Here is a 26,953-nt window from a genome sequence, read left to right on the forward strand (position 1 = left end):
CTGCCCCGGGGCCCCCGGGTTCCGTCCCTACACCGTCCCGGACGGCCGCCTGCGGATCTTGTCGCCCAGCCACACCAGCGGATCGTACTTACGGTCAACGGCCCTTTCCTTCAAGGGAATCAGCGCGTTGTCCGTGATTTTGATGCCCTCGGGGCAGACCTCCGTGCAGCACTTGGTGATGTTGCAGTAGCCGAGGCCGTGCTCGTCCTGGGCGGTCTTCTTGCGGTCAAGGCCGTTCTCGTCGGCCGCGTCCAGGGGGTGCATGTCCAGCTCCGCCACCCGCATCAGGAAGCGTGGGCCCGCGAACGCCGTCTTGTTCTCCTCGTGGTCGCGGACGACATGGCAGGTGTCCTGGCACAGGAAGCACTCGATGCACTTGCGGAACTCCTGCGAGCGGTCCACGTCCTCCTGCATCATCCGGTACTCACCGGGACCGAGGTCCTCCGGCGGCACGAACGCGGGCACCTCCCGCGCCTTCATGTAGTTGAAGCCGACGTCCGTCACCAGGTCCCGTACGACCGGGAACGCCCGCAGCGGGGTCACGGTGATCGTCTCCTCGCGGGTGAACACCGACATCCGCGTCATGCACAACAGCCGTGGGCGTCCGTTGATCTCCGCCGAGCACGAACCGCACTTGCCCGCCTTGCAGTTCCAGCGGACGGCCAGATCGGGCGCCTGCGTCGCCTGGATGCGGTGGATGATGTCGAGCACCACCTCGCCGTCGTTGACCTCGATCCCGAAGTCCTCCAGGCCGCCGCCCTCGGCATCCCCGCGCCACACCTTGAAGCGGGCCTCATAGCTGCTCACTCGTAGAGCTCCTCTTCGGCGAGGTACTTGACCAGCTCCTCCTTGTCGAAGAGGGCCAGCAGGTCGGGGCGGATGGGTTCGGTGGTCTCGCGGACCAGGTCGATCTGCCCGCGCACGGGGTCGGTCGCCGCCAACCCGCCCGTGGGATCGACCAGTTGGCAGAGCAGGTTCACGCGCCGCCACGCCCGGTCCATCGTCGGATGGTCCTCCCGCGTGTGGCCGCCCCGCGACTCCGTCCGCTCCAGCGCGGCCCGTGCCACGCACTCGCTGACGAGCAGCATGTTCCGCAGGTCCAGCGCGAGGTGCCAGCCGGGGTTGAACTGCCGGTGCCCCTCGACCCCGGCCCGCCGGGCCCGTACACGCAGGTCGGCGAGTTTCTCCAGGGCCGCCTCCATCTCCGCCTCACGACGGATGATGCCGACGAGGTCGTTCATCGTCTGCTGGAGTTCCTGATGGAGCGTGTACGGGTTCTCCGGCGGCCGGCCGTTCTCGGCGCCGGGTTCGGGGCCCTCGGCGGAGAAGGGCCGCAGGGCCTCCGCGGCGGCGGTGTCCACCTGGACGTCGTCCACCAGGGGGCGTGCCCCGGTGAGCCCCGTGGCGTACTGGGCCGCATGCAGACCGGCCCGCCGCCCGAACACCAGCAGGTCGGAAAGCGAGTTGCCGCCGAGCCGGTTGGAGCCGTGCATGCCGCCGGCGACCTCCCCGGCCGCGAAGAGCCCGGGCACGCCACGCGCCGACGCGCTGTCCGACTCGACCGCGATCCCGCCCATCACGTAGTGACAGGTGGGCCCGACCTCCATCGCCTCGGCGGTGATGTCGACGTCCGCGAGTTCCTTGAACTGGTGGTACATGGAGGGCAGTCGGCGCCTGATGACCTCGGCGGGCATACGCGTCGACACGTCCAGGAAGACGCCTCCGTGCGGGGAGCCGCGGCCGGCCTTCACCTCGGAGTTGATGGCCCGCGCCACCTCGTCCCGGGGGAGCAGCTCAGGGGGCCGGCGGTTGTGGTCCGGGTCCTCGTACCACCGGTCGCCCTCCTCCTCCGACTGCGCGTACTTCTCCTTGAAGACGTCGGGGATGTAGTCGAACATGAACCGCTTGCCCTCGGAGTTCCTCAGAACCCCGCCGTCCCCGCGCACGGACTCCGTGACGAGGATGCCCTTCACGGACGGCGGCCAGACCATGCCCGTCGGGTGGAACTGCACGAACTCCATGTTCAGCAGCGGCGCACCCGCGAGCAGCGCCAGCGCGTGCCCGTCACCCGTGTACTCCCACGAGTTCGACGTCACCTTGAAGGACTTGCCGATGCCGCCGGTGGAGACGACCACCGAAGGGGCCTCAAGGACGAAGAAACGGCCGGACTCGCGCTCGTAGCAGAAGGCGCCGGAGACCCGGCTGCCGTCCTTGAGGATCCGGGTGACCGTGCACTCCTGGTAGACCTTCAGACGGGACTCGTAGTCACCGGTCTCCTTGAAGTCCTCCTGCTGGAGGGACACGATCTTCTGCTGGAGGGTCCGGATCAGTTCCAGGCCCGTACGGTCGCCGACGTGCGCGAGCCGTGGGTACTCGTGGCCGCCGAAGTTGCGCTGCGAGATGCGCCCGTCCTTCGTGCGGTCGAAGAGGGCGCCCCAGGTCTCCAGCTCCCAGACCCGGTCCGGGGCCTCCTGCGCGTGCAGCTCTGCCATCCGCCACTGGTTGAGGAACTTGCCGCCGCGCATGGTGTCGCGGAAGTGGACCTGCCAGTTGTCGCCGGAGTTCACGTTGCCCATGGCCGCCGCGATGCCGCCCTCGGCCATCACCGTGTGCGCCTTGCCGAACAGCGACTTGCAGATCACGGCCGTACGCGCCCCGCGCTCGCGCGCCTCGATGGCGGCCCTGAGGCCGGCGCCCCCGGCACCGACCACGACGACGTCCCACTCCTGCCGGTCGACCACGGACATCAGAAGAACCTCGGATCATCGAAAGCGCCGGAGGCGACCAGGTACACGTAGAAGTCCGCGAGCGCCACGCTGATCAACGACGCCCAGGCGAGCTGCATATGACGGTTGTTCAGCTTCCCCACGAACTTCCACGCCTTGTAGCGCACCGGGTGCTTGGAGAAGTGCTTGAGCTTGCCGCCGACGATGTGCCGGCAGGAGTGGCAGGAGAGGGTGTACGCCCAGATCAGCGTGATGTTGACCAGGAACACGAGCGTGCCGAGCCCCATGTGGCCCCACTCGTAGTGCTCGTCACGGAAGGAGAGCACGGTGTCGTACGTGAGGATCCCGGCGACCGGCACCGCCGCGTAGAAGAAGTAGCGGTGGATGTTCTGGAAGATCAGCGGGAAACGGGTCTCGCCGGTGTACTTCTTGTGCGGCTCGGCGACCGCGCAGGCCGGCGGCGAGGCCCAGAAGCCGCGGTAGTAGGCCTTGCGGTAGTAGTAGCAGGTCAGCCGGAAGCCGAGCGGGAAGATCAGGATGAGCAGCGCGGGGGACAGGCCCCACCAGCTGCCGAAGATCTCCCAGTTCGGGCCGCTCCGCATCGGCTCGCAGTTCTCCGCCAGACAGGGCGAGTAGAACGGCGAGACGTACGGGGCCGCGTAGTAGTCGCTGTTCGCGAATGCCCGCCAGGTCGAGTAGACGACGAAGGCCAGCAGCCCGGCCGCGGTGACGGCGGGCGCCAGCCACCAGCGGTCGGTCCGCAGATGCGGGGCGTCGATCGCGGCGCGCGTACGGGTCCGTACGCCGCCGCTGTTCATTTGGGGTTCCGTACCAGTGGCCAACTTCAGACTCCGGTCGGGGGATCAGGGTGCGTGGCGGTCGCGGGCGCCGAGACCCTCGTCGTCGGAGTCCGTCCACAGGGTGTTGTCGTACGGGGTGTCGGGGATGGACACGAGGTCGGGGCGCCGCGGTTTGCCGAGGCCGGGTGCGGCCTCGCGGAGCAGCGCGACGCTCTCTCGGAGGTGGTCGGCGTCGGTGCGCACTCTGCGCATCTCCAGGCCGCCGCCACCCATCTGCTGTTCCAGACGCTTCACGGACCTCACCAGGTCGTCGAGACAGCGCTGGACTGACGTCAGGTCATCGTGCACGGACATGACTTGCCCTCACTTCCGCGGACCTCCGGCCCAAGGCGGCAACGTTCATGCGCCTGCGAGTGTCGCGCGTCACATCGGCCCCTGTGAAGGGATCTGCATGGATTACCGGATCGTGTCGCTCTCCGCACGCCCTGCGTGCGCCCCCGGCCGGGAGGGGCGCGCCCGGTGTCGCGGGAGCCGTTGGGCCGCACGGGTGGGCTTCCGTGGGCCGGTCGCCGTGTCGCCGCCCGGAGGCGGCGACTCTCCCCTTCAGTGGGGCGATAGATCAGATCAACTCCATTATACCGCCAATAGTGATCTAGATCACAGCGCCTGATCTGCCCTGTCCTGCCTTGCCCTGTCCGCACTGCTCATCGTGATCAGCACCGCCCCGGAGGTACCAGTCATGTCCCACGACGGCGTCGGACCCCGCGCGGTGATGCGCTCGGTCGCGTTCCTCACGGCGGGCGTGCTCGCGGTGCCCGCCCTGGCCGGATGCAGCGAGAAGGACCCGGCGGGCAAGCCCACCGCGGGTCAGGAGATCGCCCCCGCGGAGCGCGGCCAGATCGCGGACGGCGGCACCCTGCGCTGGGCCGTGGACGCACTCCCGGAGACCCTCAACGCCTTCCAGGCCGACGCGGACGCCGCCACCTCCAAGGTCGCCGGCGCCGTGCTGCCCTCCATGTACCGGCTCGACGCGAACGGCCGGCCGCAGCGCAACCCCGACTACCTGGAGTCCGCGAAGGTCGTCGACCGCGAGCCCAGACAGGTCGTGCTCTACAAGCTCAACCAGCAGGCCGTCTGGAGCGACGGCCGGGAGATCGGCGCCGCCGACTTCGCCGCCCAGTGGCGCGCCCTGTCCGGCAAGGACACCGCGTTCTGGACGGCCCGCAACGCCGGCTACGACCGCATCGAGAAGATCGAACGCGGTGCCAACGACCTGGAGGTGCGGGTCACCTTCAGCAAGCCGTACGCCGACTGGCAGTCGCTCTTCTCGCCGCTGTACCCGAAGGACGTCATGGGCACCCCGGACGCCTTCAACGACGGCGCCCGCCGCAAGCTGAAGGTCACCGCGGGTCCCTTCGCCCTCGACACCGTCGACAAGGACTCCGGTGAGGTCAGGCTGAAGCGCAACCCGCGCTGGTGGGGCCGCCCCGCCAAGCTCTCCGAGCTGGTCCTGCGCGCCGTACCGCGGGACAAGCGCACCGCCGCGCTCGCCGAGGGCAAGGTCGACCTGGCCGAGATCGGCTCCTCCGAGGCCCACCGCATCACGCTCGCCGCCCGCGACAAGGGCAAGGGCAACGGGGCGCCGCTCGCCCACGGCCCCGGCGCCGCCCTCACGCCCGGCAAGTCGCTGCGCTCCTGGGCCATCGCGCACGGCTCCGACGAGGAGGCGGCCGACGAGGAGATCCTGGCCCGCAAGAAGCGGGGCAAGGCCGTCGCGGAGTACGCGGACGAGCAGTCGTCCCTGCGCGGCTTCGAGGTCCGCAAGTCCCTCGAACCCGCCTTCACCCAGCTCGCGTTGAACGGCGAGGAGGGGCCGCTCGCCGACGAGCGGGTCCGCCGGGCCGTGGCCCGCGCCCTCGACCGGGAGGAGCTCGCCCGGGTCGTCCTGAAGCCGCTCGGCCTGCCCGCCGAACCCGTCGGCAGCCATCTCGCGCTCTCCGGACAGCAGGCGTACGCCGACAACAGCGGAGCGCTCGGCGGCCAGGACACCAAGGAGGCGCGGGCCCTGCTGGCCGACGCCGGATGGGTGTCCGGCGGTCCCGTCAGGGAGGAGCAGAAGGAGAAGAAGGCGGCCGGCGCCGGGGCCTCCAAGGAACCGGCCGGCTCGGAGGCGTCCGAGGCGTCGCAGACCCCCGCGGGCTCGGACTCGGATGCGGACTCGGACACCGACGAAGGCTCGGGCAGCTCCGAGGACTCCGGCAGCTCGGGCAGCTCCAGCACTTCCGACGGCTCGGACGGCTCCACGACTTCTGGCAGCTCCGACAGCTCCGACAGTTCCAGCAGCTCGGACAGTTCCGACAGTTCCGACAGCTCCGGGGACGACGGTACGTACATCGTCGGTGAGGACGGGAAGCCGGGTGACGACAAGCCCGGCGAGAACCGCGCCCCTGCCCTGCTCGTGCCCGCGCCCCTGGCCGAACTGCAGCGGGTCGCGCTCCTCGACCAGGCGTACGTCCTGGGCGTGCACAGCCAGGCCGAGAAGGCGCAGAAGGCCAAGAAGCAGAAGGCCGGGAAGAAGCAGCGGATCGGCAAGAAGCAGCAGGCCGAGACGGAGAACCAGCGGAAGAAGGACGGGCCGGGCACGTCCGGCAAGGTGGAGAAGAACCTCGCCCACGAGGGCAGGACGCAGTTCCAGCACGGCGGCGCCCCCGGGGCGTACGCGCCGAAGGGCACGGCGGCCCCTGGGCGTGTCGCTGCCGGACCGCTGGCCAAGAACGGCAAGCCGCTGACGCTGCGCTTCGTGCTCCCGTCCGGCCCCGGCTCCCAGTCGCTGCGGGCGGTCGGCGAGCGGATCGCGCGGATGCTGGAAGGCATCGGCATCCGTACGGAGATCTCCAAGGTCGCCGACGAGAGCTACTTCAAGGACCACATCGCCTCGGGCCAGTACGACCTGGCGCTGTACTCCTGGCCCGCGTCCGCGTTCCCCGCGACCGACGCCCGCCCGATCTACTCCAAGCCGGTTCCGGCCGCGGACGGCTCCCTGAACGTCGAGCAGAACTACACCCGGGTCGGCACCGACCAGGTCGACCAGCTCTTCGACCAGGCCATCGCCGAACTCGACCCCGGCGAGTCCCGCTCCCTGGTCCGCAAGGCGGACGCCCGCATCTGGGCCGCCGCCGGCTCGATCCCCCTCTACCAGCGCCCCCAGCTCACCGCGGCCCGGACCAACCTCGCCAACGCGGGCGCCTTCGGCTTCCAGACCCCTCTCTACGAGGACATGGGCTTCCTGAAGAAGGGCGCAAAGCCGCAGGTGAGCCCGTCGTCCTGAGTGAGGTCGCGCCCCGGAAGGGGCGCGGGGAACCGCGCACCGGGCCCTGACGGCCCGCACTGTGAGAACCGGCCTGCCCGGCCCGCGGAGGCCCCAGCGGCAGCGTGCACGTACGATGGGGTAAGGCCGTGGCACGTTTCAGCCCGGCAGGGCCCCGCGCAGCGGAGGCCGTTCACTCACTCCGGGAGAAGCGCCTCAATATGGCCACGCGCCACGACATCCGCAACGTCGCCATCGTCGCCCACGTCGACCATGGCAAGACCACCCTGGTCGACGCCATGCTCAAGCAGGCCGGTGCCTTCGCCGCGCACGCCGCCGAGTCGCTCGACGACCGCATGATGGACAGCAACGACCTGGAGCGTGAGAAGGGCATCACGATCCTGGCCAAGAACACGGCCGTCAAGTACCACCCGAAGGATGGCAGCGATGTCATCACCATCAACATCATCGACACCCCGGGCCACGCCGACTTCGGTGGCGAGGTCGAGCGCGGTCTGTCGATGGTGGACGCGGTGGTGCTGCTCGTCGACGCGTCCGAGGGCCCGCTGCCCCAGACCCGCTTCGTGCTGCGCAAGGCGCTCCAGCAGCGTCTGCCGGTCATCCTGTGCATCAACAAGACCGACCGCCCGGACTCCCGGATCGACGAGGTCGTCAACGAGACGTACGACCTCTTCCTGGACCTGGAGGCGGACGAGGAGCAGATCGAGTTCCCCATCGTCTACGCGTGTGCGCGTGACGGTGTGGCCTCGCTGACCAAGCCCGAGGACGGCACCGTCCCGGCCGACAGCGACAGCCTGGAGCCGTTCTTCTCCACGATCCTCTCGCACGTGCCGGCTCCGCAGTACGACACGGAGGCCCCTCTCCAGGCGCACGTCACCAACCTGGACGCGGACAACTTCCTCGGCCGTATCGCGCTGCTCCGCGTCGAGCAGGGCGAGCTGCGCAAGGGCCAGACCGTCACGTGGATCAAGCGTGACGGCACGATGTCCAGCGTGCGCATCACCGAGCTGCTGATGACCGAGGCGCTCACCCGCAAGCCCGCCGAGATGGCGGGCCCCGGTGACATCTGTGCCGTCGCCGGTATCCCGGACATCATGATCGGTGAGACCCTCGCCGACCCCGAGAACCCGATCGCGCTGCCGCTCATCACGGTCGACGAGCCGGCGATCTCCATGACCATCGGCACCAACACCTCGCCGCTGGTCGGCCGTGGCGGCACCGGCAAGGGCGCCTCCGCGAAGGCCGCCGTCAAGGACCGCAAGGTCACCGCCCGCCAGGTCAAGGACCGTCTGGACCGCGAGCTGATCGGTAACGTCTCGCTGCGGGTCCTGGACACCGAGCGCCCCGACGCCTGGGAGGTCCAGGGCCGCGGTGAGCTGGCGCTGGCCATCCTGGTCGAGCAGATGCGCCGCGAGGGCTTCGAGCTGACCATCGGCAAGCCGCAGGTCGTCACGCAGGTCATCGACGGCAAGGTGCACGAGCCGGTCGAGCGCATGACGATCGACGTCCCCGAGGAGCACATGGGCGCGGTCACGCAGCTCATGGGCGTCCGCAAGGGCCGGATGGACAACATGTCCAACCACGGCTCGGGCTGGGTCCGTCTGGAGTTCGTCGTACCGTCCCGCGGCCTCATCGGCTTCCGTACGGAGTTCCTGACCGGCACGCGCGGCACCGGCATCGCGCACTCCATCCACGAGGGTCACGAGCCCTGGTTCGGCGTGCTGACGACCCGTAACAACGGCTCCCTGGTCGCCGACCGCGCCGGCGCCGTCACCGCCTTCGCGATGACGAACCTCCAGGAGCGCGGCGTACTGTTCACCGACCCCGGCACCGAGGTGTACGAGGGCATGATCGTCGGCGAGAACTCGCGCTCCGACGACATGGACGTGAACATCACCAAGGAGAAGAAGCTCACCAACATGCGGTCGGCCGCGGCCGACTCGTTCGAGGCGATCGTCCCGCCGCGCAAGCTCTCCCTGGAGCAGTCCCTGGAGTTCTGCCGCGACGACGAGTGCGTCGAGGTCACCCCGGAGTCGGTCCGCATCCGCAAGGTGAACCTGGACGCCCGCACGCGCGCCCGCTCCGCGAGCCGCGCCAAGCACGGCTGACGCCCTCTCAGGGCTTCTGAACGCCCGGTTCTCCGTACACAGTCGGGGAGCCGGGCCTTCGGCGTACCCGGGCGCCGAAACCGTGTCAGTTCGGGCAACGGTGCAGTGGAAGCGGCGGCGTTCGCATATCGGGCATTGCCCAATCAAGTTTCGGACACGTAAACGAAATTTTCGTCAATCATGTCTGATTTGCCGGACTCTCATCTCACCTGTCAAGCGCGACCAGGTGTCAATCTTTGCAATTTTTGCTCAAAATTTCGACGGTAGGGAGATCCCTATGTCTTCCGCCCTTGACGCGCGTTGACCCACTTGGTGAAAGTTCCCTGAAACCACAGAACCTGCCGGTATCTGTGCTGCGCTCAACTCTCCATCCCCCGGGGGAAGAACAAAGATGACCAGTCCAACCAAGGCCGAGGGCTCCGGGCCGTCGGCGGCCTTGGACCCCGAGCTCGCGTCGAAACCCGAGCCGGTCGAGGCGGAGAAGCTCGAGGGCCGCTCCCCCGGGCAGTTGATGTGGCATCGCTTCAAGCGAGACCGTACCGGAGTCATCTCCGCGTGCGTGGTGATTTTTTTCTTCGCGATAGCCGCACTGGCTCCGGTCATCTCGGCGCTGTACGGGAAGGATCCGTACACGCTCTACGCGCAGGAGCCCGACTACCCCTTCCTGCTCGACGACTTCGCCATGCCCACCGGCTCCTTCGGGGGAATGTCCGGTGACTTCTGGTTCGGAGTCGAGCCCAAGCTCGGGCGCGACGTGTTCACGATGCTGCTGTACGGCATGCGGACGTCGCTCTACATGGCCGTGCTGGTCACGGTGTTCAGCGTTCTGACGGGCGTTGTCATCGGCATGGTCAGCGGCTACTTCGGCGGCAAGGTCGACTACTGGCTGGGCCGGATCACCGACTTCTTCCTGGCGTTCCCGCAGCAGCTGTTCTTCATCGCCTTCATGCCCGTGGTCACGGCGCTGTTCGTCTCACCGACGGACGAGACCCCGGTCTATCTGCGGGCCGTCGCGATCATCCTGGTGATGTGGTTCCTCGGCTGGATGGGCATGGCCCGTCTGGTGCGCAGCTCCGTACTCTCCCTGCGGGAGCGGGAGTTCGTCGAGGCGGCCAAGGTCTCGGGAGCCTCTCCGGCGCGCATCGTGCGCAAGGAGATCCTGCCGAACATCGTCACGCCGATCCTCGTGCAGGGCACCTACATGCTGCCCAGCTCGATCCTCTCCATCGCCTTCCTCTCGTACGTCGGTGTGGGCTTCGTCGAGCCGACGCCGGACTGGGGCCGGATGTTCGCCATCGGCTCCGAGATCTATGAGCAGGACCCGATGTTCATGTTCTTCCCGGGCGTGGCGATGGTGGTCTTCGTGCTCGCCTTCAACCTTCTCGGCGACTCCGTCCGGGACGCTTTCGACCCCAAGACCGGACGCTAACCGTCCATTGGTGGTGGGGGGACTGCCACCCCCGTTCCGGGTGACCGGACCGTCAGGCAGTACTCGTGGACAACTATCGACAGGTAGGTGCATCGGCATCATGAAGCCCATCAGAACGCGCACCGTGCGCGCTATAGCCGTCGCCATCACAGCGGGGTCGCTGGCGCTGACCGGCTGCTCCAGTGACAGCGGCAAGGACAACTCCAAGGACAACTCCAAGTCCAAGGACGACGCCGCCGCGCAGTCGACACCTGTCGCATACGGTGACGCCCAGGCGTCGAACGGTCCGGCCGAAGCGGTGGCGGGGGCCAAGACCGGCGGCACCATCAACGTCTACCAGCAGTCCGACCTGACCCACATGGACCCGGGCCAGATCTACGTCAGCGACGCCGGCCAGTTCGCCAACCTGGTGCACCGCGGTCTGACGAACTTCCAGGAGGACGACAAGGGCAACCTGACGGTCGTCGGTGACGTCGCCACCGACTCCGGCAAGTCGTCCGAGGGCGGCAAGACCTGGACGTACACGCTCAAGGACGGCATCAAGGACGAGGACGGCAACGTCATCACGTCCGCCGACGTCCGCCACACCATCGAGCGGCAGTACGCCAAGTTCATCTTCGACGGCCCGACCTACGTCCAGAACTGGCTCTCGGGTGCCGAGTACCGCAAGGCGCTGCCGGACGGCCCGTACAAGGGCAAGCACCTGCCGGACTCCGTCCTGGAGACCCCGGACGCCAAGACCGTCGTCTTCCACTTCAAGACGGCCCAGCCCGACCTCCCGCAGGCCCTCGCCATGGCCGGCTACGCCATCGTGCCCGAGAAGCAGGACACGAAGGAGAAGTACGACAAGGCCCCGGCCTCCCTCGGCCCGTACAAGGTCGCCGAGTACAAGGCCGGCAAGTCGGTGACGCTGGTCAAGAACACCCAGTGGGACCCGAAGACGGACTCGGTGCGCCACCAGTACGTCGACGGCTACAACTTCAGCAACACCATCGACCAGGCCAGCCAGACCAAGCGTCTGATCGCCGACCAGGGCGAGGCCAAGAACGCCATCCAGTTCACGGACTCGGTGGACCCGGCCCAGCTGTCCACGGTCATCGGCAACGCGGCGGCGAAGAAGCGCACCATCCAGGGCTACCAGCCCTACGTGTGGCAGCTCTCCTTCAACCTCGACAGCGCCAAGATGAAGGACAAGAAGGTCCGCGACGCGATCACCTACGCGATCCCGAACCAGTCCATGGTCCAGGCGGACGGCGGCCGTTACGGCGGCGAGGTGGCCGGCGGTCTGATGGCGCCGACCCTGCCGGGCTTCGACCCGACGTACGACCCGTTCGGCAAGCTGAAGAAGCCCAACGGTGACCCGGCGAAGGCCAAGGCGCTGCTGAAGGAGGCGGGCTTCAAGGAGGGCACCAAGCTCAGCTACGCCTACTCCAACACCCCGCGTGGCCAGGCCCAGATGGTCATCATCAAGGACGCGCTGAACAAGCTCGGCTTCGACGTCCAGGCCAAGGAGATCGACCGCGCGACCTTCTACGAGCAGGTCGGCAAGCTCAAGAACCCGTACGACCTCTACATGACCGGCTGGGGCCAGGACTGGCCGTCGCCGGGCACGGTCATCACCCCGGTCTACGACGGCACGCAGGTCGCCGACGGTTCGCCGAACTACTCGCACATCAACGACAAGCAGGTCAACGCCCTCATCCAGAAGGCCGTGACGCAGGAGCCCGAGGAAGCCGCCAAGACCTGGGAAGAGGCTCACCACCGCATCGTGGAGGAGATCAACCCCGGTGCCCCGGTGTACTACTCGAAGCAGATCCAGCTCTACGGTTCGAACATCGGCGGTGCCCGGTACAGCACGGAGTCGAGCTACATCGACATCAACGACCTGTACCTGAAGAAGCCGTAATCCCTCAGCTCGGCTGATCCGTGGGGGTGTGCGCCAGGCGGAGCGCACCCCCACGGACGGTATCCCCCTCCTGCCGCCGCGTTTCGAAGAGAGCACCCACCCGCCATGCTTCAGTTCCTCATCCGCAGGCTGAGCGGCGCCGTCGTGATCATGTTCCTGATCGGCGCCTTCACGTTCTTCCTGTTCTATACGATCCCCCAGGACTTCGCGCAGCTGTCCTGCGGCAAGAACTGTTCCCCCGAGAACATCGCGGTCATCCGCGAGAACCTCGGCCTCGACAAGCCCATCACCACCCAGTTCTGGGAATTCATGATGGGCATCGTGTCCGGCCGGGACTTCCCGCAGGGACACTGTGCCGCCCCGTGCCTGGGTGTCTCCTTCGACAGCGGCGACTTCGTCTGGGACTCGATCATGGACCGCTTCCCGCTGACGCTCTCGCTGACCCTCGGCGGCCTGGTGATCTTCCTGCTCTTCGGCCTCGGTACGGGTCTGCTCGCAGCCTGGAAGCGCGGTACCGCCGTCGACAAGGCCGTCAGCGGCTCCTCGATGGTCCTCAGCTCGTTCCAGATCTACTTCCTGGGTCCCATCGTCCTCAGCCTCCTCGTCTACAACACCGGCTGGCTGGAGAACCCCAAGTACGTGTCGTTCACGGACGACCCGGGCGGCTGGTTCATGGGCATGCTGATCCCCTGGGCCGTGATGGCCACGATCTTCACCGCCCAGTACACGCGTATGGCGCGCTCGACCATGATCGAGCAGCTGCAGGAGGAGCACGTCCGCACCGCCCGCGCCAAGGGCATGCGGCAGCGGTACGTCTTCTTCCGCTACGCCTGGCGTGGTTCACTCATCCCGATCGTCACGATCATCGGCATGGACCTCAGCGCGCTGCTCTCGGGCGCGGTGGTCACGGAGTTCACCTTCGACCTGGCCGGGATCGGGCGTCTCGCGGTCGAGGGCTCGCTGACCAAGGACCTTCCGCTGACGATGGGCGTCATGCTGTTCGGGGCCTTCTTCATCCTGATCCTGAACATCGTCGTGGACCTCGCCTACGCCTACATCGACCCGCGCGTGCGCCTCGCCTAGGAGAAATACCGTGACCACACTGACCAAGACCGAAGGCGCGAAGGCCCCGAGCGGGCCGGAGTCCTTCCTCTCGGTCCGCGACCTGCGGGTGCGGTTCTCCACCGAGGACGGCATTGTGAAGGCGGTCGACGGGCTCTCCTTCGACGTCGAACGAGGCAAGACGCTCGGCATCGTGGGCGAGTCGGGCTCCGGCAAGTCCGTCACCAACCTGACCGTCCTCGGCCTGCACAACCCGAAGACCTCCACCGTCGAGGGCGAGATCGTCCTGGACGGCAAGGAACTGGTCACCGCGACCGAGAAGGAGATGGAGAAGCTCCGCGGCAACAAGGTCGCGATGATCTTCCAGGACCCGCTGACCGCGCTCTCGCCGTACTACACGGTGGGCCGGCAGATCGCGGAACCGTTCATGAAGCACACCGGCGCCTCCAAGAAGGAGGCGAAGGTGCGGGCCATCGAGATGCTCGACAAGGTCGGCATTCCGCAGCCCGCCACGCGCTTCAACGACTATCCGCACCAGTTCTCCGGCGGTATGCGCCAGCGCGCGATGATCGCCATGGCGCTGATCTGCGACCCCGACCTGCTGATCGCGGACGAGCCGACCACGGCCCTGGACGTGACCGTCCAGGCGCAGATCCTCGACCTGCTCAAGGACCTCCAGCAGGAGTTCGGCTCGGCGATCATCTTCATCACCCACGACCTCGGCGTCATCTCCAAGATGGCCGACGACCTGCTGGTGATGTACTCGGGGCGGGCCGTGGAACGCGGCACCGTCCGCGAGGTGCTGCGCAACCCCCAGCACCCCTACACCTGGGGCCTGCTGAGCTCCATGCCGCGACTCGGCGGCGACACCGCGCAGGCGCTCACGCCGATCCCCGGCTCCCCGCCCAGCCTGCTGAACCCGCCGTCGGGCTGCCCCTTCCACCCGCGCTGCGGCTTCACCGCCGAGGTCGGCGGGACCCGCTGCACCGACGAGCGGCCGCAGCTGCCCGAGGGCCGGGGCTCCGCCTGTCATCTCGACGCGGCGCAGAAGTCGACCTTTTTCATCGAGCAGATCAAACCCCGGCTGGGCTAGGGAGAACGAGACATGAGCGACAAACTCACCCTGCCGAAGCCGCAGGGCCCCGTCGACGGAGTCGGCGAACCGCTGCTCTCCGTCGAGGGCCTGACCAAGCACTTCCCGATCTACGGCGGATTCCCGATCAAGCGCAAGGTCGGAGCCGTGCAGGCGGTCGACGGGGTCGACCTCACCGTCGGCGTCGGCGAGAGCGTCGGCCTGGTCGGCGAGTCCGGCTGCGGCAAGTCGACGACGGGCCGGCTCATCACCCGCCTCCTGGAGCCGACCGCCGGAAAGATCACGTACGCGGGGCAGGACATCACGCACGCCTCGCGCAAGGAGATCGCGCCCGTACGGTCCGAGATCCAGATGATCTTCCAGGACCCGTACTCCTCGCTGAACCCGCGGCAGACCGTCGGCACGATCATCAAGTCGCCGATGGAGGTCAACGGGATCAACCCGAAGGGCGGCCGGGAGACGCGCGTACGGGAACTTCTGGAACTGGTCGGTCTCAACCCGGAGCACTACAACCGCTTCCCGCACGAGTTCTCCGGCGGCCAGCGTCAGCGCATCGGTGTGGCCCGTGCCCTGGCCCTGAACCCGAAGCTGATCGTCGCGGACGAGCCGGTCTCCGCGCTGGACGTGTCGATCCAGGCGCAGGTGGTGAACCTCCTCCAGAAGGTCCAGGAGGAGATGGGCATCGCCTTCCTCTTCATCGCCCACGACCTGGCGATCGTGCGGCACTTCTCGCAGCGGCTCGCGGTGATGTACCTCGGCAAGGTGGTGGAGGTCGGGGACCGGGACTCCATCTACAACCGGCCGCGGCATCCCTACACGCATGCTCTGCTGTCGGCTGTTCCGGAGGTCACGCTCGACGACGAGGTCGAGGACCGGGAGCGGATCCGGCTCTCCGGTGACGTGCCCTCGCCGATTCATCCGCCGAGTGGTTGCCGGTTCCGTACGCGTTGCTGGAAGGCGCAGGACAAGTGCGCGAGCGAGGAGCCGCCGCTGGTCCAGATCTCCGGCAACCGTGAGGGCCACCTGACGGCCTGCCACTTCCCGGAGGACCCGTCGACGGAGGCCCGCGACGAGGACATCGTCCTGGACCCGGCGTTGGCGGCGCTTGAGCAGGACGTCACGAAGGACTGAGGTTCCTCGCCCCCGCCGCCCCTACCCATTCCCGTCCCCTGGGGCTCCGCCCCAGACCCCGTGGGGTTGTGATTTCGGGTGCGGGCCGGCTGTGGCTGGACTGCGCAGTTCCCCGCGCCCCTAAAAACCTAGGGGCGCGGGGAACTGCGCAATCTTTTCGGGAGTTCGGCGGCTGGCCCTCGAAAGGGACGGGAATGGGTAGGGGCGGCGGGGGCGAAAATCAGGTCGGGAGGAGACAGTTGAGTCGGGAGAAGCAATTGGGGCCGGGGATTCACAGCATCACCTTCGACTGCACGGGAGACCCGTACGACCTCGGGCTGTTCTGGAGCGCGCTGCTCGGCCGGCCACTGGCCGACGACGACAAGCCCGGTGACCCGGAGGCCTTGATCGAGGACCCCGCCGGCGGCCCGAGGCTGCTCTTCGTCCGCGTCCCGGAAGGCAAGAAGGCCAAGAACCGCATCCACTTCGACCTCAAGCCGAAGGGCCGCACCCGCGAGGAGGAGGTCGAGCGCGCGATCGCCCTGGGCGCCCGCGTGACGAACGACCTCCGCCGCCCGGACGGCGGCGGCTGGGTCACCATGGAGGACCCGGAGGGGAACGAATTCTGCGTGGAGCGCGGGGAGTTGGGCTGACTCGTCAGCCTTCGTCGTTGCCGGCCTTGCCGTAGCGCCGGAAGGCCCCGGTCTCCACGGTCCACGGGCCGAACGGCACCGAGTCCCCGAAAATGTACGGATCCTTCTGCTGGTAGCGGTTCTTGCAGGGCTCCGAGTGCACCTCGATGGTGCCGGTGCGGGGGTCGACGATCATGTAGTGGCCAATGCCCATGGCCGGGTACTCGGTGAGCTTCACGGCGTAGTCGTTGTCCGGGTTTGAGGGGGAGACCACCTCGACAACCGCCAGCACCTGTGTGGCGTCGACAGCGAGTCCCTCTTCGTCGAATACGGCCTCAGGGATGACGAGGGCATCGGGACGCCGCATGCGACCGATTGCCGGGTGCTCGATTTCTGGGCCGGTGGCGCAGACATACCCGGGATGAGTGGCGGGGAGCTGCGCGTCGAGCTGCCTGCGGATGCGGTGGATTGCTCCCTCACGCCGCTTCGAGGGGCTCATCATCGCGAGAAACGGACCAGAAGGCCCGATCTCCACACTCCATGAGCCTTCAAGGTGCTCGGCGTACTCCGTGAGCTCCTCGGCGATCACGCGCATCTTCGCGTAGTCCATGAACCCAGGGTAGGCGTCAGGCCGCGATCCCTGGGCCCTCGGAGGGCTGGGGCCCAGGAACCGTGTCCCCGCCCTCCGGGTAATGGCAAGCAGTCAGATGCCCCACCCCGTTCCCCTCGACCCGCACCAGCGCCGGCACCTCCGCCGCGCACCTCTCCGTCGCCTTCCAGCAGCGTGTGCGGAAGCGGCAGCCCGACGGCGGGTTGAGCGGGGAGGGCACGTCCCCGGTCAGGCGGATGCGTGTCCGGGACGGGGCGTCCGATGACGTCGCCTCCGGGACCGCGGAGAGGAGCGCCCGCGTGTACGGGTGCCGCGGATTCTCGTACAGGTCGTCGCGGTCGGCCGTCTCGACGATGCGGCCGAGGTACATCACGGCGACGCGCTGCGAGAAGTGGCGGACGATCGCCAGGTCGTGGGCGATGAAGACGAACGCGATGCCCAGGTCCTTCTGCAGGGTCTGGAGGAGGTTCACCACCTGGGCCTGGATCGACACGTCCAGCGCCGACACCGGCTCGTCCGCGACGATCAGCTTCGGGTTGAGAGCCAACGCCCTCGCCACACCGATGCGCTGACGCTGGCCGCCGGAGAACTCGTGCGGGAAGCGGTTGTAGTGCTCCGGGTTGAGGCCGACGATCTCCAGGAGTTCACGGGCACGCGCCTCTCGGCCCCCCTTCGGGTCGATGCCGTTGATCTCCATGGGGCCGGAGACGATCTTCCCGACCGTGTGCCGCGGGTTCAGCGAGGCGTACGGGTCCTGGAAGATCATCTGGATCTCGGAGCGGATCGGCGCAAGTTCCCTGCGGCGGGCATGGGTTATGTCCTGGCCCGCGTACGTGATCCTTCCGGCGGTCGGCTCCAGGAGGCGGGTGATGAGCCGGCCCGTGGTCGACTTGCCGCAGCCGGACTCGCCGACCAGGCCCAGGCTCTCGCCCTCGGCCACCCGGAGGTCGAGCCCGTCCACCGCCTGCACCGCGCCCACCGTACGGCGGACGGGGAAGCCGCCCCGTACCGGGAAGTGCTTGGTGAGCCCGGTGACGTCCAGGAGGGGGGCCGGGGCCGGGTCCGTGCCGCTCATGATCGTGAAATCCCTTCTCTCGTAAGCCGGTTGGAGGTGTGCGTCAGTTGGGCTGGGGCGTCGCGTAGTCGACGAAGAACTCCCTGCGCTGATCGGCAGTCAGGTGGCAGGCCGTGCCGCGGCCGCCGCCGTTGATCTCCAGCGGTGGGCTGTCCGTGGCGCACAGCCCGCCGTGGACCTTCTCGGCGAACGCGCACCGCGGGTGGAAGCGGCAGCCGGTCGGCGGGTTGAGGAGGGACGGCGGCAGGCCGGGGATCGGCGACAGCGGCACGTCGACCGGGCCGTCGAGGCTCGGCATCGAACCCAGCAGGCCCCAGGTGTACGGGTGTTGGGGTGTCCGCAGCACCTGGTTCCGCGTGCCCCGCTCCACACAGCGTCCGCCGTACATCACCAGCACGTCGTCGGCGATGTTGGCGATGACGCCCAGGTCGTGGGTGATGAAGACGATCGCCGTGCCGAACTCCTGCTGGAGGTCCTTGAGGAGGTCCATGATCTGGGCCTGGACCGTCACGTCCAGGGCCGTGGTCGGTTCGTCCGCGATCAGCAGCTCAGGGTCGCAGACCAACGCCATGGCGATCATCGCGCGCTGGCGCATACCGCCCGAGAACTGGTGCGGATAGTCGTCCACGCGGAGGTCGGGCTGCGGGATGCCGACCCGTCGGAGCATCTCGACCGACCGGGCCCGGGCCTCGTGCCGGGACGCCCCGGTGTGTTTTCGGTACGTCTCGCCGATCTGTTTGCCGACCGTGTGGAAGGGCGAGAGCGAGGCCAGCGCGTCCTGGAAGATCATGGACATGGTGTTGCCGCGCAGCCGCTCCAGCTCCCGCTCGCTCGCGGTCAGCAGGTCCTTGCCGTCGAGCAGGATCTCGCCGTCCACGTCGGTGTGTTCGCGGTCGTGCAGGCCGAGGATCGCCAGGTTGGTGACGGACTTGCCCGAGCCGGACTCGCCCACGATGCCGAGCGTGCTGCCCTGGGCCAGGTCGAAGGAGAGCCCGTCGACGGCCCTGACGACGCCGTCCTCGGTGGAGAAGGCGACGCGCAGGTCGCGTACGGAGAGGAAGGGCGTGTTCATGAGGGGGGTCGTCCTCTCCTAGGCGAGCCGGATCCGCGGGTCGATGAGGGCGTAGACGGCGTCGACGACGATGTTGGCGACGACGATCGCGGCGGCCGCGGTGAGGACGACACCGAGCAGCAGCGGAAGGTCGTTGTCCCGTACGGCCTTGATGGACAGCGCGCCTATGCCGTGCAGTCCGAACGTCTCCTCGGTGATGATCGCGCCGCCGAGGAGATAGCCGATGTCGAGGCCGAGGATCGTGACGATCGGCCCCATCGCACCCCGCCAGGCGAACCGGAAGAAGACCGTCCGGCGGGACAGGCCCTTGGCACGGGCCGTGCGTACGTAGTCCTCGCTGAGGGTCTCCACCAGCTGGGAGCGGGTCATCCGCGTGTAGTTGGCCGTGAAGATCAGCGCGAGGACCAGCCACGGCAGCAGCAGCCCCTTGAACCACCCGCCCGGATCCTGGGTGAACCCCGCGCTGTCCTGCGGCCGGGGGAGGAGATGCCACTCGTCGGAGAGGTAGTACATCGCGACCACACCGACGATGTAGATCTGCAGCGACGAGCCGATCAGGGAGGCGGAGGACGCGATCTTGTCCAGCGCCTTGCCCTGCTTGACGGCCGCGATCATGCCCGTACCGACGCCGAAGACCACGAACACCACCGCGCTGCCGATGGAGAGCGAGAGCGTCGTCGGGAAGCGGTCGGTGATCAGGCCGAGCACCGGCTCGTGGTTGGTGAACGAGTAGCCGAGACACGGCGCGGGACAGTGCCCGAGCCCCGTGTAGTCCCGGCCGGCGAACACGCCCACGAGCCAGTGCCAGTACTGGACCGGCAGCGGATCGGAGATCCCGAGGTTGTGCCGGACCAGCGCGAGCGTCTGGGGCGTGCACAGCTTGCCGCAGGCGGCCCGGGCGGGGTCCCGCGGGGCGACGTAGAAGAGCACGAAGGTCAGGGCGCTGATGATCAACAGGATCAGCAGCGCGCCGAGCGTCCGACGGACGAGGAAGCGGAACATGGCGATGCGATTCCCTGGTGGCCGATTGCCGGTTGCCGGTGGTCTCAGGCCTTGGCGTACAGCTTGTAGAGGATGAACGCCGAGAACAGCGGGTCGAACTCGCCCCCGCCCACCTTGTCCCCGTACAGGTAGTAGCGGCGCTGGTAGGTCTCGGGGATGATCGGCGCCTCCTTCTCCATGATCTGCCGGTCCAGTGCGGCCCAGGCGGCGTTGGCCTTCGTCGGGTCGGCGATGACCGCGTCCTTCTTGATGGCCGCGTTCACCCAGGGCACGTTCAGCTGGGAGACGTTGTTGGCGCCGTTGGCGATCGTGGTGCCGTCGAAGAGGGGCTGGAGGAGGGTGTAGCCGGTGGGCCAGTCGGGGGCCCAGCCGAACCACATCACGTCGAACTGGTTGTCTATCTGCTGGACCTGGTCGTAGTAGCTGGTCGACTCGACGGGCTTCACGACCGGGTCGAAGCCCGCCTGCTTCAGCGCGTCCGCGATGACGACCTTGGTCTTGTCGTACGCGTCGCTCGCGCCCTGCGGGTAGGTGTAGACGATCTTCTGGCCGAGCTTTCCGGCCTCCTTGAGCAGGGCCTTCGCCTTCGCCGTGTCGCCCTGCGGCTTGGCCAGCTTGCCGTAGATGTCGAACTTCACGCGGCCCGCGATGTCGGGGGAGAGGACGGTGGTCGCGTACTCGCCCGCGGACGGGCCGCCGTAGATCCGGCGGATCTGCTCCAGCGGCCAGGCGTAGTTGAGCGCCTGACGCACCTTCACGTCGGTGATCCGCTTGCAGTTGATGGCGTAGTAGTAGAGGCCGGTCAGCAGGCCGTCGACGGTACGGGCCTTCAGGTCGGCCGTGCCGAGCACCTTCTGGATTCGCTCGGCCGGCACCCCGCTGTACGCCATGACCGCGAACTGGTCGTTCCCGGAGTCGGCGATCAGCCGGTCCGTGGCCTGGAGCCCCTCCGGTCCGAACTCGAAGACGAAGGAGTCCGGGTAGGCGTTGCGGATCGGGTCCGTCGCCGGGTCCCAGTGCGTGTTGCGCACCAGCGTCAGGGACTTGTCGACCGAGTGCTGCTTGATCCGGTACGGGCCGCAGGAGACCGGGTCCTTGTCGTACTTCTCCTTGGTGTCGTGCTTGACGGGCACGGCGCCGTAGGAGTGCATCGCCAGCGTCCAGTTGAGGTCCGGGCGGGCCGTCTTCAGATGGAAGGTGATGGTCTTCTTCGCGGTGTCCGTGACGACCGAGCTGAGGTGCTTGCCGCCGTACGGGCCCTTGTAGACCGAGCGGAAGTCGTTCGTGCCGGTCAGCGCGGACTGGAGGTAGGTGGCCCCCTCGGTGGTGAAGCTCGCGAAGCCGCGCTCGATGCCGTGGCGCACGTCCTCCACGGTGAGCTCGCTGCCGTCCTCCCACTTCAGCCCGTCCTTCAGGGTGAAGGTCCAGGTCTTGCCGTCGTCGGACATGGTGCCGGTGTCGGTGGCGAGGTCGCCTACCAGCTTCATGGCGCCGCCGGAGGCGATCTTGTAGCCGGTCAGACAGCGGATGTAGAGGTTGCCGACCGTGGAGTTCCACGAGTAGTAGATCCGCTGCGGGTCGAGGTGGGAGAAGTCGTCCGGCCCGATCGGGTGGATCGTCCCGCCCTTGCGTGCCCCGGTGACCTCGGGGGCGGGGCCCTTGGAGTCGTCCGCCGTGCCGATGCTGACCGCGGAGTACTTGGCGGTGCTCGTGGAGCCGCCGCCGCCCGTGCCGCCACCGCCTCCGCCGCTGCTGCAGGCCGAGAGAACCATGGAGCCGCCTGCCGCGACCGAGGTGGCGATGACGAAGTTTCTGCGCGAGATAGACATGCGTGTCCTGCCTGAATGAGGGAGAGGGGGCGCCCCTGTCGTTTGGGGGCGCGGGGCTGTGTCGATGTGCGGCTCCGCCGCGTGGGCGCGACGAGCCGCGACGAACCCGCAGGTCGAAGCCGGCCTGTCCGGCGGAGCCGTCGGCTATCGGCGGCGGGTCTTCGGATCCAGCGCGTCCCGGACGGAGTCGCCGAGCAGGTTGAAGGCGATCACGAAGATCACCATCGTCAGGCCGGGGAAGAGCATGTACGTGATGTCGTTCTGATAGACCTGCGCCCCGCGCTGGATCATCACGCCCCAGTCGGGAGTCGGGTCGCTGAGCCCCACGCCGAGGAAGGCGAGCGCCGCCTCCGTGGTGACGTACATCGGCAGCGCGAGGGTCGCCTGGATGAGGATCGGCGTCCACAGGTTCGGCAGCAGCTCCTTGAAGATGATCCGGGCCGGCGACGCACCGGTCACCTTGGACGCCTCCACGAACTCCCGCTCGCGCAGGGCCAGTACCTCGCCGCGCAGCAGCCGGGCGATCGGCGCCCAGCCGAACGCGGTCATCACCGAGATCAGGCTGACCACCGTGAGCCAGGTCGGGGTGGCGTCCTCCGGCGAGACGAGGATCGAGATCATCACGGGCCAGAAGGCGATGAAGAAGAGCGTGGAGGGGAAGGCCAGCAGGATGTCGATGACCCGGCCGACCAGGTAGTCGGTGCGGCCGCCGAGATAGCCGGCCGTGAGCCCGACGACGATGCCCAGGAAGGTGACCAGCAGGGTCGTCACCGTGGCGATCAGCAGCGAGTTGCGGATGCCGTAGAGCAGCAGCGTGAAGACGTCCCGCCCGAGCTGCGGTTCGACGCCGAACCAGAAGTCGCCGCTGATGCCGCCGTTGGGCCGGACGGGGAAACCGAAGTCGTTGAGCAGACCCGCCGTGTTCTGGCCGTAGGTCGTGTACGGATCCTTGCCGTACAGCTTGGCGATCAGCGGGGCGCCGACTCCGGCGACGAAGAAGACCAGCACCACGTAGGCCGAGACCACACCCGTACGGTCGCGCTTGAAGCGCAGCCAGGCGAGCCGGCCGGGGGAGCGGCTGTCACCGCCTCGGGGCGGGGTCTTCGGCGCCATGGGTACGGCGTCTTCGGCCACCACCATGGGTGCGGTCGTGGCAGAGGGTGTAGGCGAGGTCATCGTGCTCCTGGCCCGAACTGTCATGCGGGTCTGCAGGATGCGACCCACGGGCTAGCGCGACCATTTCAACGCCATTCAGGCAGCGTCAATGAAACGTTGACGGCTTTGATCTGGTCTTTTGCCGCTTGACCCGAGGCTGGCCGCCCGCTTGGCGTGGCTTGGTACTGCCATGACCAAAGCGAGGTCCGATATGCGGTTCGCCATGTTTCGGCATACGTGCATTCGGAGGGTGTTCCCACTCGTAAGAGTGGGATGAATGGGCGTCACGTCCTTTATGCCCCGATATTGGGCGCTGAAGGCACAGCGCTCCCGCGCCGGAGCCGCAGCGCACGGAAAGTGCACTGGAAGCGCACTGAAGAGGAGGCACTCCATGCGTGGAGCCACGCACGCCAGATGGGCCGCATGCGCGGTGGCGGTAGCTCTCGCCGCGACGGCCTGCGGGGACGACGGGGGCGGCGACAGCGGCGGCGGCGACGGCTCCGGGATCGTGAGCTCCTCGTGGGGAGACCCGCAGAACCCCCTGGAGCCGGCCAACACCAACGAGGTGCAGGGCGGCAAGGTCCTCGACATGCTCTTCCGCGGTCTCAAGCGCTACGACGCCAAGACCGGCAAGGCCAACGACATGCTCGCCGAGAAGATCGAGACCTCGGACTCGCAGAACTTCACCGTCACCGTCAAGACCGGCTGGAAGTTCAGCAACGGCGAGGCCGTCGACGCCAAGTCGTTCGTGGACGCCTGGAACTACGGCGCCAGCCTCAAGAACAACCAGAAGAACGCGTACTTCTTCGGGTACATCGACGGCTACGACAAGACGCACCCGGAGGACGGCAGCAAGCAGACGGCCGACACCCTCTCCGGCCTCAAGGTCACCGGGCCCAACACCTTCACGGTCAAGCTCAACCAGAAGTTCTCGACCTTCCCCGACACCCTTGGCTACGCGGCCTTCTCCCCGCTGCCGCAGGCGTTCTTCGACGACCACGCGGGCTGGCTGAGCAAGCCGGTCGGCAACGGCCCGTACACCATCGACTCGTACGCCAAGGGCTCGGTGATGAAGATGCGCGAGTGGGTGGACTACCCGGGCGACGACAAGGCGCAGAACGGCGGGGTGGACCTCAAGGTCTACACCGACAACAACACCGCCTACACGGACCTGATGGCCGGCAACCTCGACCTCGTCGACGACGTGCCCGCCTCCCAGCTCAAGAACGCCAAGAGCGACCTCGGCGACCGGTACATCAACACACCCGCCGGCATCATCCAGACCCTCGCCTTCCCGTTCTACGACAAGGCCTGGGACAAGGCCGGCATGGAGAAGGTCCGCACGGGCCTGTCCCGGGCCATCGACCGCGACCAGATCACCGAGACCATCTTCCAGAAGACGCGCACGCCCGCCAGTGACTGGACCTCGCCCGTCCTCGGCGAGGCCGGCGGCTTCAAGGAGGGGCTGTGCGGTGACGCCTGCGAGTACGACCCCGAAGAGGCCAAGAAGCTGATCGAGGAGGGCGGCGGGCTGCCCGGCGGCCAGGTCAAGATCTCGTACAACGCGGACACGGGCTCCCACAAGGAGTGGGTGGACGCCGTCTGCAACTCCGTCAACAACGCGCTGGACAACGACAAGGCCTGCGTCGGCAACCCGATCGGCACCTTCGCCGACTTCCGCAACCAGATCACCCAGTCCAAGATGTCGGGCCCCTTCCGGGCCGGCTGGCAGATGGACTACCCGCTGATCCAGAACTTCCTGCAGCCGCTGTACTACACCAACGCCTCGTCCAACGACGGCAAGTGGACCAACGCCGACTTCGACAAGCTCGTCAACGAGGCCAACGCGGAGACCGACCAGGCCAAGGCCGTCAGCCTCTTCCAGCAGGCCGAGGAGGTCCTGCGGGACGACATGGGCGCCATCCCGCTCTGGTACCAGAACGGCAGCGCCGGCTACTCGGAGCGGCTCTCCAACGTGGCGCTCAACCAGTTCAGCGTCCCCGTCTACAACGAGATCAAGGTCAGCTGAGCCGCGGGGGCACCCGTCGACACACGGGTGCCCCCGCCTACCTCCGGAGCCCTCATGGGACGGTATGTGATCCGGCGCCTGCTGCAGATGATCCCGGTCTTCTTCGGCGCCACCCTGTTGATCTTCCTGATGGTGAACGTGATGGGCGACCCCATCGCGGGCCTGTGCGGCGACCGGCAGTGCGACCCCGCCACGGCCACCCAGCTGCGCAAGGAGTTCGGCCTCGACAAGCCCCTGTGGCAGCAATACGTGACCTACATGGGCAACGTCTTCACCGGCGACTTCGGCACCGCGTTCAACGGTCAGGAGGTCACCGAACTGATGGCGAGCGCCTTCCCGGTCACCATCCGGCTCACGATCGTGGCGATCCTCTTCGAGATCGTCATCGGCATCGCACTCGGCGTCGTCACCGGACTGCGCCGCGGCCGTCCCGTCGACACCGGCGTCCTGCTGGCCACCCTCGTCGTCATCTCCGTGCCGACCTTCGTCACCGGTCTGCTGCTCCAGCTGCTGCTGGGCGTCGAATGGGGCTGGATCAGTCCGTCCGTCTCCCCGGAGGCCCCCTTCGACGAGCTGATCGTGCCGGGCCTGGTGCTCGCGTCCGTCTCCCTCGCGTACGTGACCCGGCTGACCCGCACCTCCATCGCGGAGAACCGGCGCGCCGACTACGTCCGTACGGCCGTCGCCAAGGGGCTGCCCCGGCGGCGGGTCATCACCCGGCATCTGCTGCGCAACTCGCTGATCCCGGTGGTCACCTTCATCGGCACCGACATCGGCGCGCTGATGGGCGGCGCGATCGTCACCGAGCGCATCTTCAACATCCACGGCGTCGGCTTCCAGCTCTACCAGGGCATCCTGCGCCAGAACACCCAGACCGTCGTCGGCTTCGTGACCGTCCTGGTCCTCGTCTTCCTGGTGGCCAACCTGCTGGTCGACCTCCTGTACGCCGTACTCGACCCGAGGATCCGCTATGCCTGAACCGATGCCGCGGGAACCTCACCTGTCGGGCGGCGGGCGTGCCCCGGAGGACGGTGCCATCGCCGCCACGGGCATGGGCGGCACCATGGACCTGGCCACGGCGGAAGGCGAGACCCTGGAGAAGACTCCGGGCGGGCCGGACGGCACGGGCCCCTCCGAGAAGCCGCGCTCCCTCTGGTCCGACGCCTGGCGCGACCTGCGCCGCAACCCCGTCTTCATCATCTCGGCGCTCATCATCCTGTTCCTGGTCTTCATCTCCCTGTGGCCGGGGGTGATCGCCACCCAGAACCCGCTCAAGTGCGACCTCGCCAAGGCCCAGGAGGGCTCCCAGCCGGGACACCCCTTCGGCTTCAACGGCCAGGGCTGCGACGTCTACACCCGCACGGTGTACGGGGCCCGGGTCTCCGTCACCGTCGGTGTGTGCGCCTCGCTCGGGGTCGCGATCCTCGGCTCGGTGCTCGGCGGGCTCGCCGGGTTCTTCGGCGGGTCGGGGGACGCGGTCCTGTCCCGGATCACCGACATCTTCTTCGCGATCCCCGTCGTCCTCGGCGGTCTGGTCCTGCTGTCCGTCGTCACCAGCTCCACGGTCTGGCCGGTGATCGGGTTCATGGTGCTGCTGGGCTGGCCGCAGATCTCCCGTATCGCCCGCGGCTCCGTCATCACCACCAAGCAGAACGACTACGTCCAGGCGGCCCGGGCGCTCGGCGCCTCCAACTCCCGGATGATGCTGCGGCACATCACGCCCAACGCCATCGCCCCGGTCATCGTCGTGGCGACCATCGCGCTCGGTACGTACATCTCGCTGGAGGCGACCCTCTCGTACCTCGGCGTCGGGCTGAAGCCGCCCACCGTGAGCTGGGGCATCGACATCTCCTCGGCGTCCCAGTACATCCGCACGGCCCCGCACGCGCTCCTGTGGCCGGCCGGGGCCCTCGCCGTCACCGTCCTCGCGTTCATCATGCTCGGCGACGCGGTGCGCGACGCCCTCGACCCGAAGCTGAGGTGACCG

At 67.9% G+C, this 26,953-nt stretch carries 21 protein-coding genes; 11 read left to right on the plus strand and 10 right to left on the minus strand.

Going from position 1 to position 26,953, the window contains the following annotated elements; all coding sequences use genetic code 11:
- Positions 1-27 precede the first annotated feature (27 nt).
- The 4 genes from ACN20J_RS31660 to ACN20J_RS31675 are packed head-to-tail and all read right to left on the minus strand — an operon-like array spanning position 28 to position 3,880.
- A complete protein-coding gene (locus tag ACN20J_RS31660; RefSeq protein ID WP_189837442.1) occupies positions 28-807 on the minus strand; it encodes a succinate dehydrogenase/fumarate reductase iron-sulfur subunit in 780 nt (259 codons plus the stop codon).
- Entirely contained in the window at positions 804-2,747 is a 1,944-nt protein-coding gene (locus ACN20J_RS31665) for a fumarate reductase/succinate dehydrogenase flavoprotein subunit (protein ID WP_189837443.1), read from the minus strand. Before ACN20J_RS31665 ends, ACN20J_RS31660 begins: the two co-directional genes overlap by 4 nt.
- Positions 2,747-3,568: a hypothetical protein gene (locus tag ACN20J_RS31670; RefSeq protein WP_055615712.1), complete on the minus strand. Its 822-nt coding sequence runs from the start codon at positions 3,566-3,568 to the stop codon at positions 2,747-2,749. Before ACN20J_RS31670 ends, ACN20J_RS31665 begins: the two co-directional genes overlap by 1 nt.
- Before the next feature lie 21 nt (positions 3,569-3,589).
- Positions 3,590-3,880: a hypothetical protein gene (locus tag ACN20J_RS31675; protein ID WP_055615711.1), complete on the minus strand. Its 291-nt coding sequence runs from the start codon at positions 3,878-3,880 to the stop codon at positions 3,590-3,592.
- Positions 3,881-4,265: 385 nt separating this feature from the next.
- Here ACN20J_RS31675 and ACN20J_RS31680 point away from each other — a divergent pair, with 385 nt between their 5' ends.
- The 8 genes from ACN20J_RS31680 to ACN20J_RS31715 all read left to right on the plus strand — a co-directional run bounded on the left by ACN20J_RS31680 (position 4,266) and on the right by ACN20J_RS31715 (position 16,215).
- On the plus strand, positions 4,266-6,854 hold the full coding sequence (locus ACN20J_RS31680; protein ID WP_419667349.1) for an ABC transporter substrate-binding protein: 2,589 nt from the start codon (positions 4,266-4,268) through the stop codon (positions 6,852-6,854).
- Positions 6,855-7,054: 200 nt separating this feature from the next.
- Entirely contained in the window at positions 7,055-8,962 is a 1,908-nt protein-coding gene (typA, locus tag ACN20J_RS31685) for a translational GTPase TypA (RefSeq protein ID WP_189837446.1), read from the plus strand.
- A 391-nt stretch (positions 8,963-9,353) separates the two neighbouring features.
- Positions 9,354-10,391: an ABC transporter permease gene (locus ACN20J_RS31690; protein ID WP_189837447.1), complete on the plus strand. Its 1,038-nt coding sequence runs from the start codon at positions 9,354-9,356 to the stop codon at positions 10,389-10,391.
- Positions 10,392-10,491: 100 nt separating this feature from the next.
- Complete coding sequence (locus ACN20J_RS31695) at positions 10,492-12,297, plus strand: ABC transporter substrate-binding protein (protein ID WP_189837448.1); 1,806 nt, start codon at positions 10,492-10,494, stop codon at positions 12,295-12,297.
- A 105-nt stretch (positions 12,298-12,402) separates the two neighbouring features.
- Positions 12,403-13,380 (plus strand): ABC transporter permease, encoded by a 978-nt coding sequence (locus ACN20J_RS31700; RefSeq protein WP_189837449.1) that lies wholly within the window; start codon positions 12,403-12,405, stop codon positions 13,378-13,380.
- A gap of 10 nt (positions 13,381-13,390) precedes the next feature.
- The gene (locus ACN20J_RS31705) at positions 13,391-14,452 is read left to right on the plus strand and encodes an ABC transporter ATP-binding protein (protein WP_189837450.1); all 1,062 of its coding nucleotides are present in this window, start codon (positions 13,391-13,393) and stop codon (positions 14,450-14,452) included.
- Positions 14,453-14,464: 12 nt separating this feature from the next.
- Complete coding sequence (locus ACN20J_RS31710; protein ID WP_189837451.1) at positions 14,465-15,583, plus strand: ABC transporter ATP-binding protein; 1,119 nt, start codon at positions 14,465-14,467, stop codon at positions 15,581-15,583.
- 257 nt (positions 15,584-15,840) lie between these two features.
- Positions 15,841-16,215 carry a VOC family protein gene (locus ACN20J_RS31715; protein WP_419667350.1) on the plus strand — a complete coding sequence of 125 codons (375 nt, stop codon included), beginning with the start codon at positions 15,841-15,843 and terminating at the stop codon, positions 16,213-16,215.
- Between the two features lie 4 nt (positions 16,216-16,219).
- On the opposite strand, the gene ACN20J_RS31720 is transcribed toward ACN20J_RS31715, so the two are convergent.
- From ACN20J_RS31720 to ACN20J_RS31745, 6 genes are all read right to left on the minus strand, one after another.
- Positions 16,220-16,804 (minus strand): Uma2 family endonuclease, encoded by a 585-nt coding sequence (locus ACN20J_RS31720; protein WP_190229690.1) that lies wholly within the window; start codon positions 16,802-16,804, stop codon positions 16,220-16,222.
- A gap of 16 nt (positions 16,805-16,820) precedes the next feature.
- The gene (locus ACN20J_RS31725) at positions 16,821-17,879 is read right to left on the minus strand and encodes an ABC transporter ATP-binding protein (RefSeq protein ID WP_189837454.1); all 1,059 of its coding nucleotides are present in this window, start codon (positions 17,877-17,879) and stop codon (positions 16,821-16,823) included.
- Positions 17,880-17,922: 43 nt separating this feature from the next.
- Positions 17,923-18,951, minus strand: coding sequence for an ABC transporter ATP-binding protein (locus ACN20J_RS31730; protein ID WP_189837455.1), 1,029 nt, complete (start codon positions 18,949-18,951; stop codon positions 17,923-17,925).
- 18 nt (positions 18,952-18,969) lie between these two features.
- The gene (locus tag ACN20J_RS31735) at positions 18,970-19,953 is read right to left on the minus strand and encodes an ABC transporter permease (protein WP_189837456.1); all 984 of its coding nucleotides are present in this window, start codon (positions 19,951-19,953) and stop codon (positions 18,970-18,972) included.
- Between the two features lie 44 nt (positions 19,954-19,997).
- Complete coding sequence (locus ACN20J_RS31740) at positions 19,998-21,782, minus strand: ABC transporter substrate-binding protein (RefSeq protein WP_189837457.1); 1,785 nt, start codon at positions 21,780-21,782, stop codon at positions 19,998-20,000.
- 144 nt (positions 21,783-21,926) lie between these two features.
- A complete protein-coding gene (locus tag ACN20J_RS31745; protein ID WP_189837458.1) occupies positions 21,927-22,958 on the minus strand; it encodes an ABC transporter permease in 1,032 nt (343 codons plus the stop codon).
- A gap of 370 nt (positions 22,959-23,328) precedes the next feature.
- Between ACN20J_RS31745 and ACN20J_RS31750 the strand changes: the two genes are divergently transcribed.
- Genes ACN20J_RS31750 through ACN20J_RS31760 form a run of 3 tightly spaced genes read left to right on the plus strand, consistent with a single transcriptional unit; the run spans position 23,329 to position 26,950 of the window.
- Positions 23,329-24,966 (plus strand): peptide ABC transporter substrate-binding protein, encoded by a 1,638-nt coding sequence (locus tag ACN20J_RS31750; RefSeq protein WP_189837459.1) that lies wholly within the window; start codon positions 23,329-23,331, stop codon positions 24,964-24,966.
- 54 nt (positions 24,967-25,020) lie between these two features.
- On the plus strand, positions 25,021-25,944 hold the full coding sequence (locus ACN20J_RS31755; protein ID WP_189837460.1) for an ABC transporter permease: 924 nt from the start codon (positions 25,021-25,023) through the stop codon (positions 25,942-25,944).
- On the plus strand, positions 25,937-26,950 hold the full coding sequence (locus tag ACN20J_RS31760; RefSeq protein WP_189837461.1) for an ABC transporter permease: 1,014 nt from the start codon (positions 25,937-25,939) through the stop codon (positions 26,948-26,950). Before ACN20J_RS31755 ends, ACN20J_RS31760 begins: the two co-directional genes overlap by 8 nt.
- Positions 26,951-26,953 lie beyond the last annotated feature (3 nt).

Origin of the sequence: Streptomyces sp. 2-1 (genome assembly GCF_048564895.1) — a bacterium.
In the GTDB taxonomy this organism is placed as follows: Bacteria; Actinomycetota; Actinomycetes; order Streptomycetales; family Streptomycetaceae; genus Streptomyces; species Streptomyces phaeochromogenes.

Bases quoted from the DNA above. Each gene is read 5' to 3' on its own strand.
- ACN20J_RS31675 (WP_055615711.1), bottom strand. From the start codon at position 3,880: ATGTCCGTGCACGATGACCTGACGTCAGTCCAGCGCTGTCTCGACGAC.
- ACN20J_RS31745 (WP_189837458.1), bottom strand. From the start codon at position 22,958: ATGACCTCGCCTACACCCTCTGCCACGACCGCACCCATGGTGGTGGCC.
- ACN20J_RS31665 (WP_189837443.1), bottom strand. From the start codon at position 2,747: ATGTCCGTGGTCGACCGGCAGGAGTGGGACGTCGTCGTGGTCGGTGCC.
- ACN20J_RS31730 (WP_189837455.1), bottom strand. From the start codon at position 18,951: ATGAACACGCCCTTCCTCTCCGTACGCGACCTGCGCGTCGCCTTCTCC.
- ACN20J_RS31740 (WP_189837457.1), bottom strand. From the start codon at position 21,782: ATGTCTATCTCGCGCAGAAACTTCGTCATCGCCACCTCGGTCGCGGCA.
- ACN20J_RS31725 (WP_189837454.1), bottom strand. From the start codon at position 17,879: ATGAGCGGCACGGACCCGGCCCCGGCCCCCCTCCTGGACGTCACCGGG.
- ACN20J_RS31720 (WP_190229690.1), bottom strand. From the start codon at position 16,804: ATGGACTACGCGAAGATGCGCGTGATCGCCGAGGAGCTCACGGAGTAC.
- ACN20J_RS31755 (WP_189837460.1), top strand. From the start codon at position 25,021: ATGGGACGGTATGTGATCCGGCGCCTGCTGCAGATGATCCCGGTCTTC.
- typA (WP_189837446.1), top strand. From the start codon at position 7,055: ATGGCCACGCGCCACGACATCCGCAACGTCGCCATCGTCGCCCACGTC.
- ACN20J_RS31735 (WP_189837456.1), bottom strand. From the start codon at position 19,953: ATGTTCCGCTTCCTCGTCCGTCGGACGCTCGGCGCGCTGCTGATCCTG.
- ACN20J_RS31760 (WP_189837461.1), top strand. From the start codon at position 25,937: ATGCCTGAACCGATGCCGCGGGAACCTCACCTGTCGGGCGGCGGGCGT.
- ACN20J_RS31750 (WP_189837459.1), top strand. From the start codon at position 23,329: ATGCGTGGAGCCACGCACGCCAGATGGGCCGCATGCGCGGTGGCGGTA.
- ACN20J_RS31695 (WP_189837448.1), top strand. From the start codon at position 10,492: ATGAAGCCCATCAGAACGCGCACCGTGCGCGCTATAGCCGTCGCCATC.
- ACN20J_RS31680 (WP_419667349.1), top strand. From the start codon at position 4,266: ATGTCCCACGACGGCGTCGGACCCCGCGCGGTGATGCGCTCGGTCGCG.
- ACN20J_RS31700 (WP_189837449.1), top strand. From the start codon at position 12,403: ATGCTTCAGTTCCTCATCCGCAGGCTGAGCGGCGCCGTCGTGATCATG.
- ACN20J_RS31710 (WP_189837451.1), top strand. From the start codon at position 14,465: ATGAGCGACAAACTCACCCTGCCGAAGCCGCAGGGCCCCGTCGACGGA.
- ACN20J_RS31690 (WP_189837447.1), top strand. From the start codon at position 9,354: ATGACCAGTCCAACCAAGGCCGAGGGCTCCGGGCCGTCGGCGGCCTTG.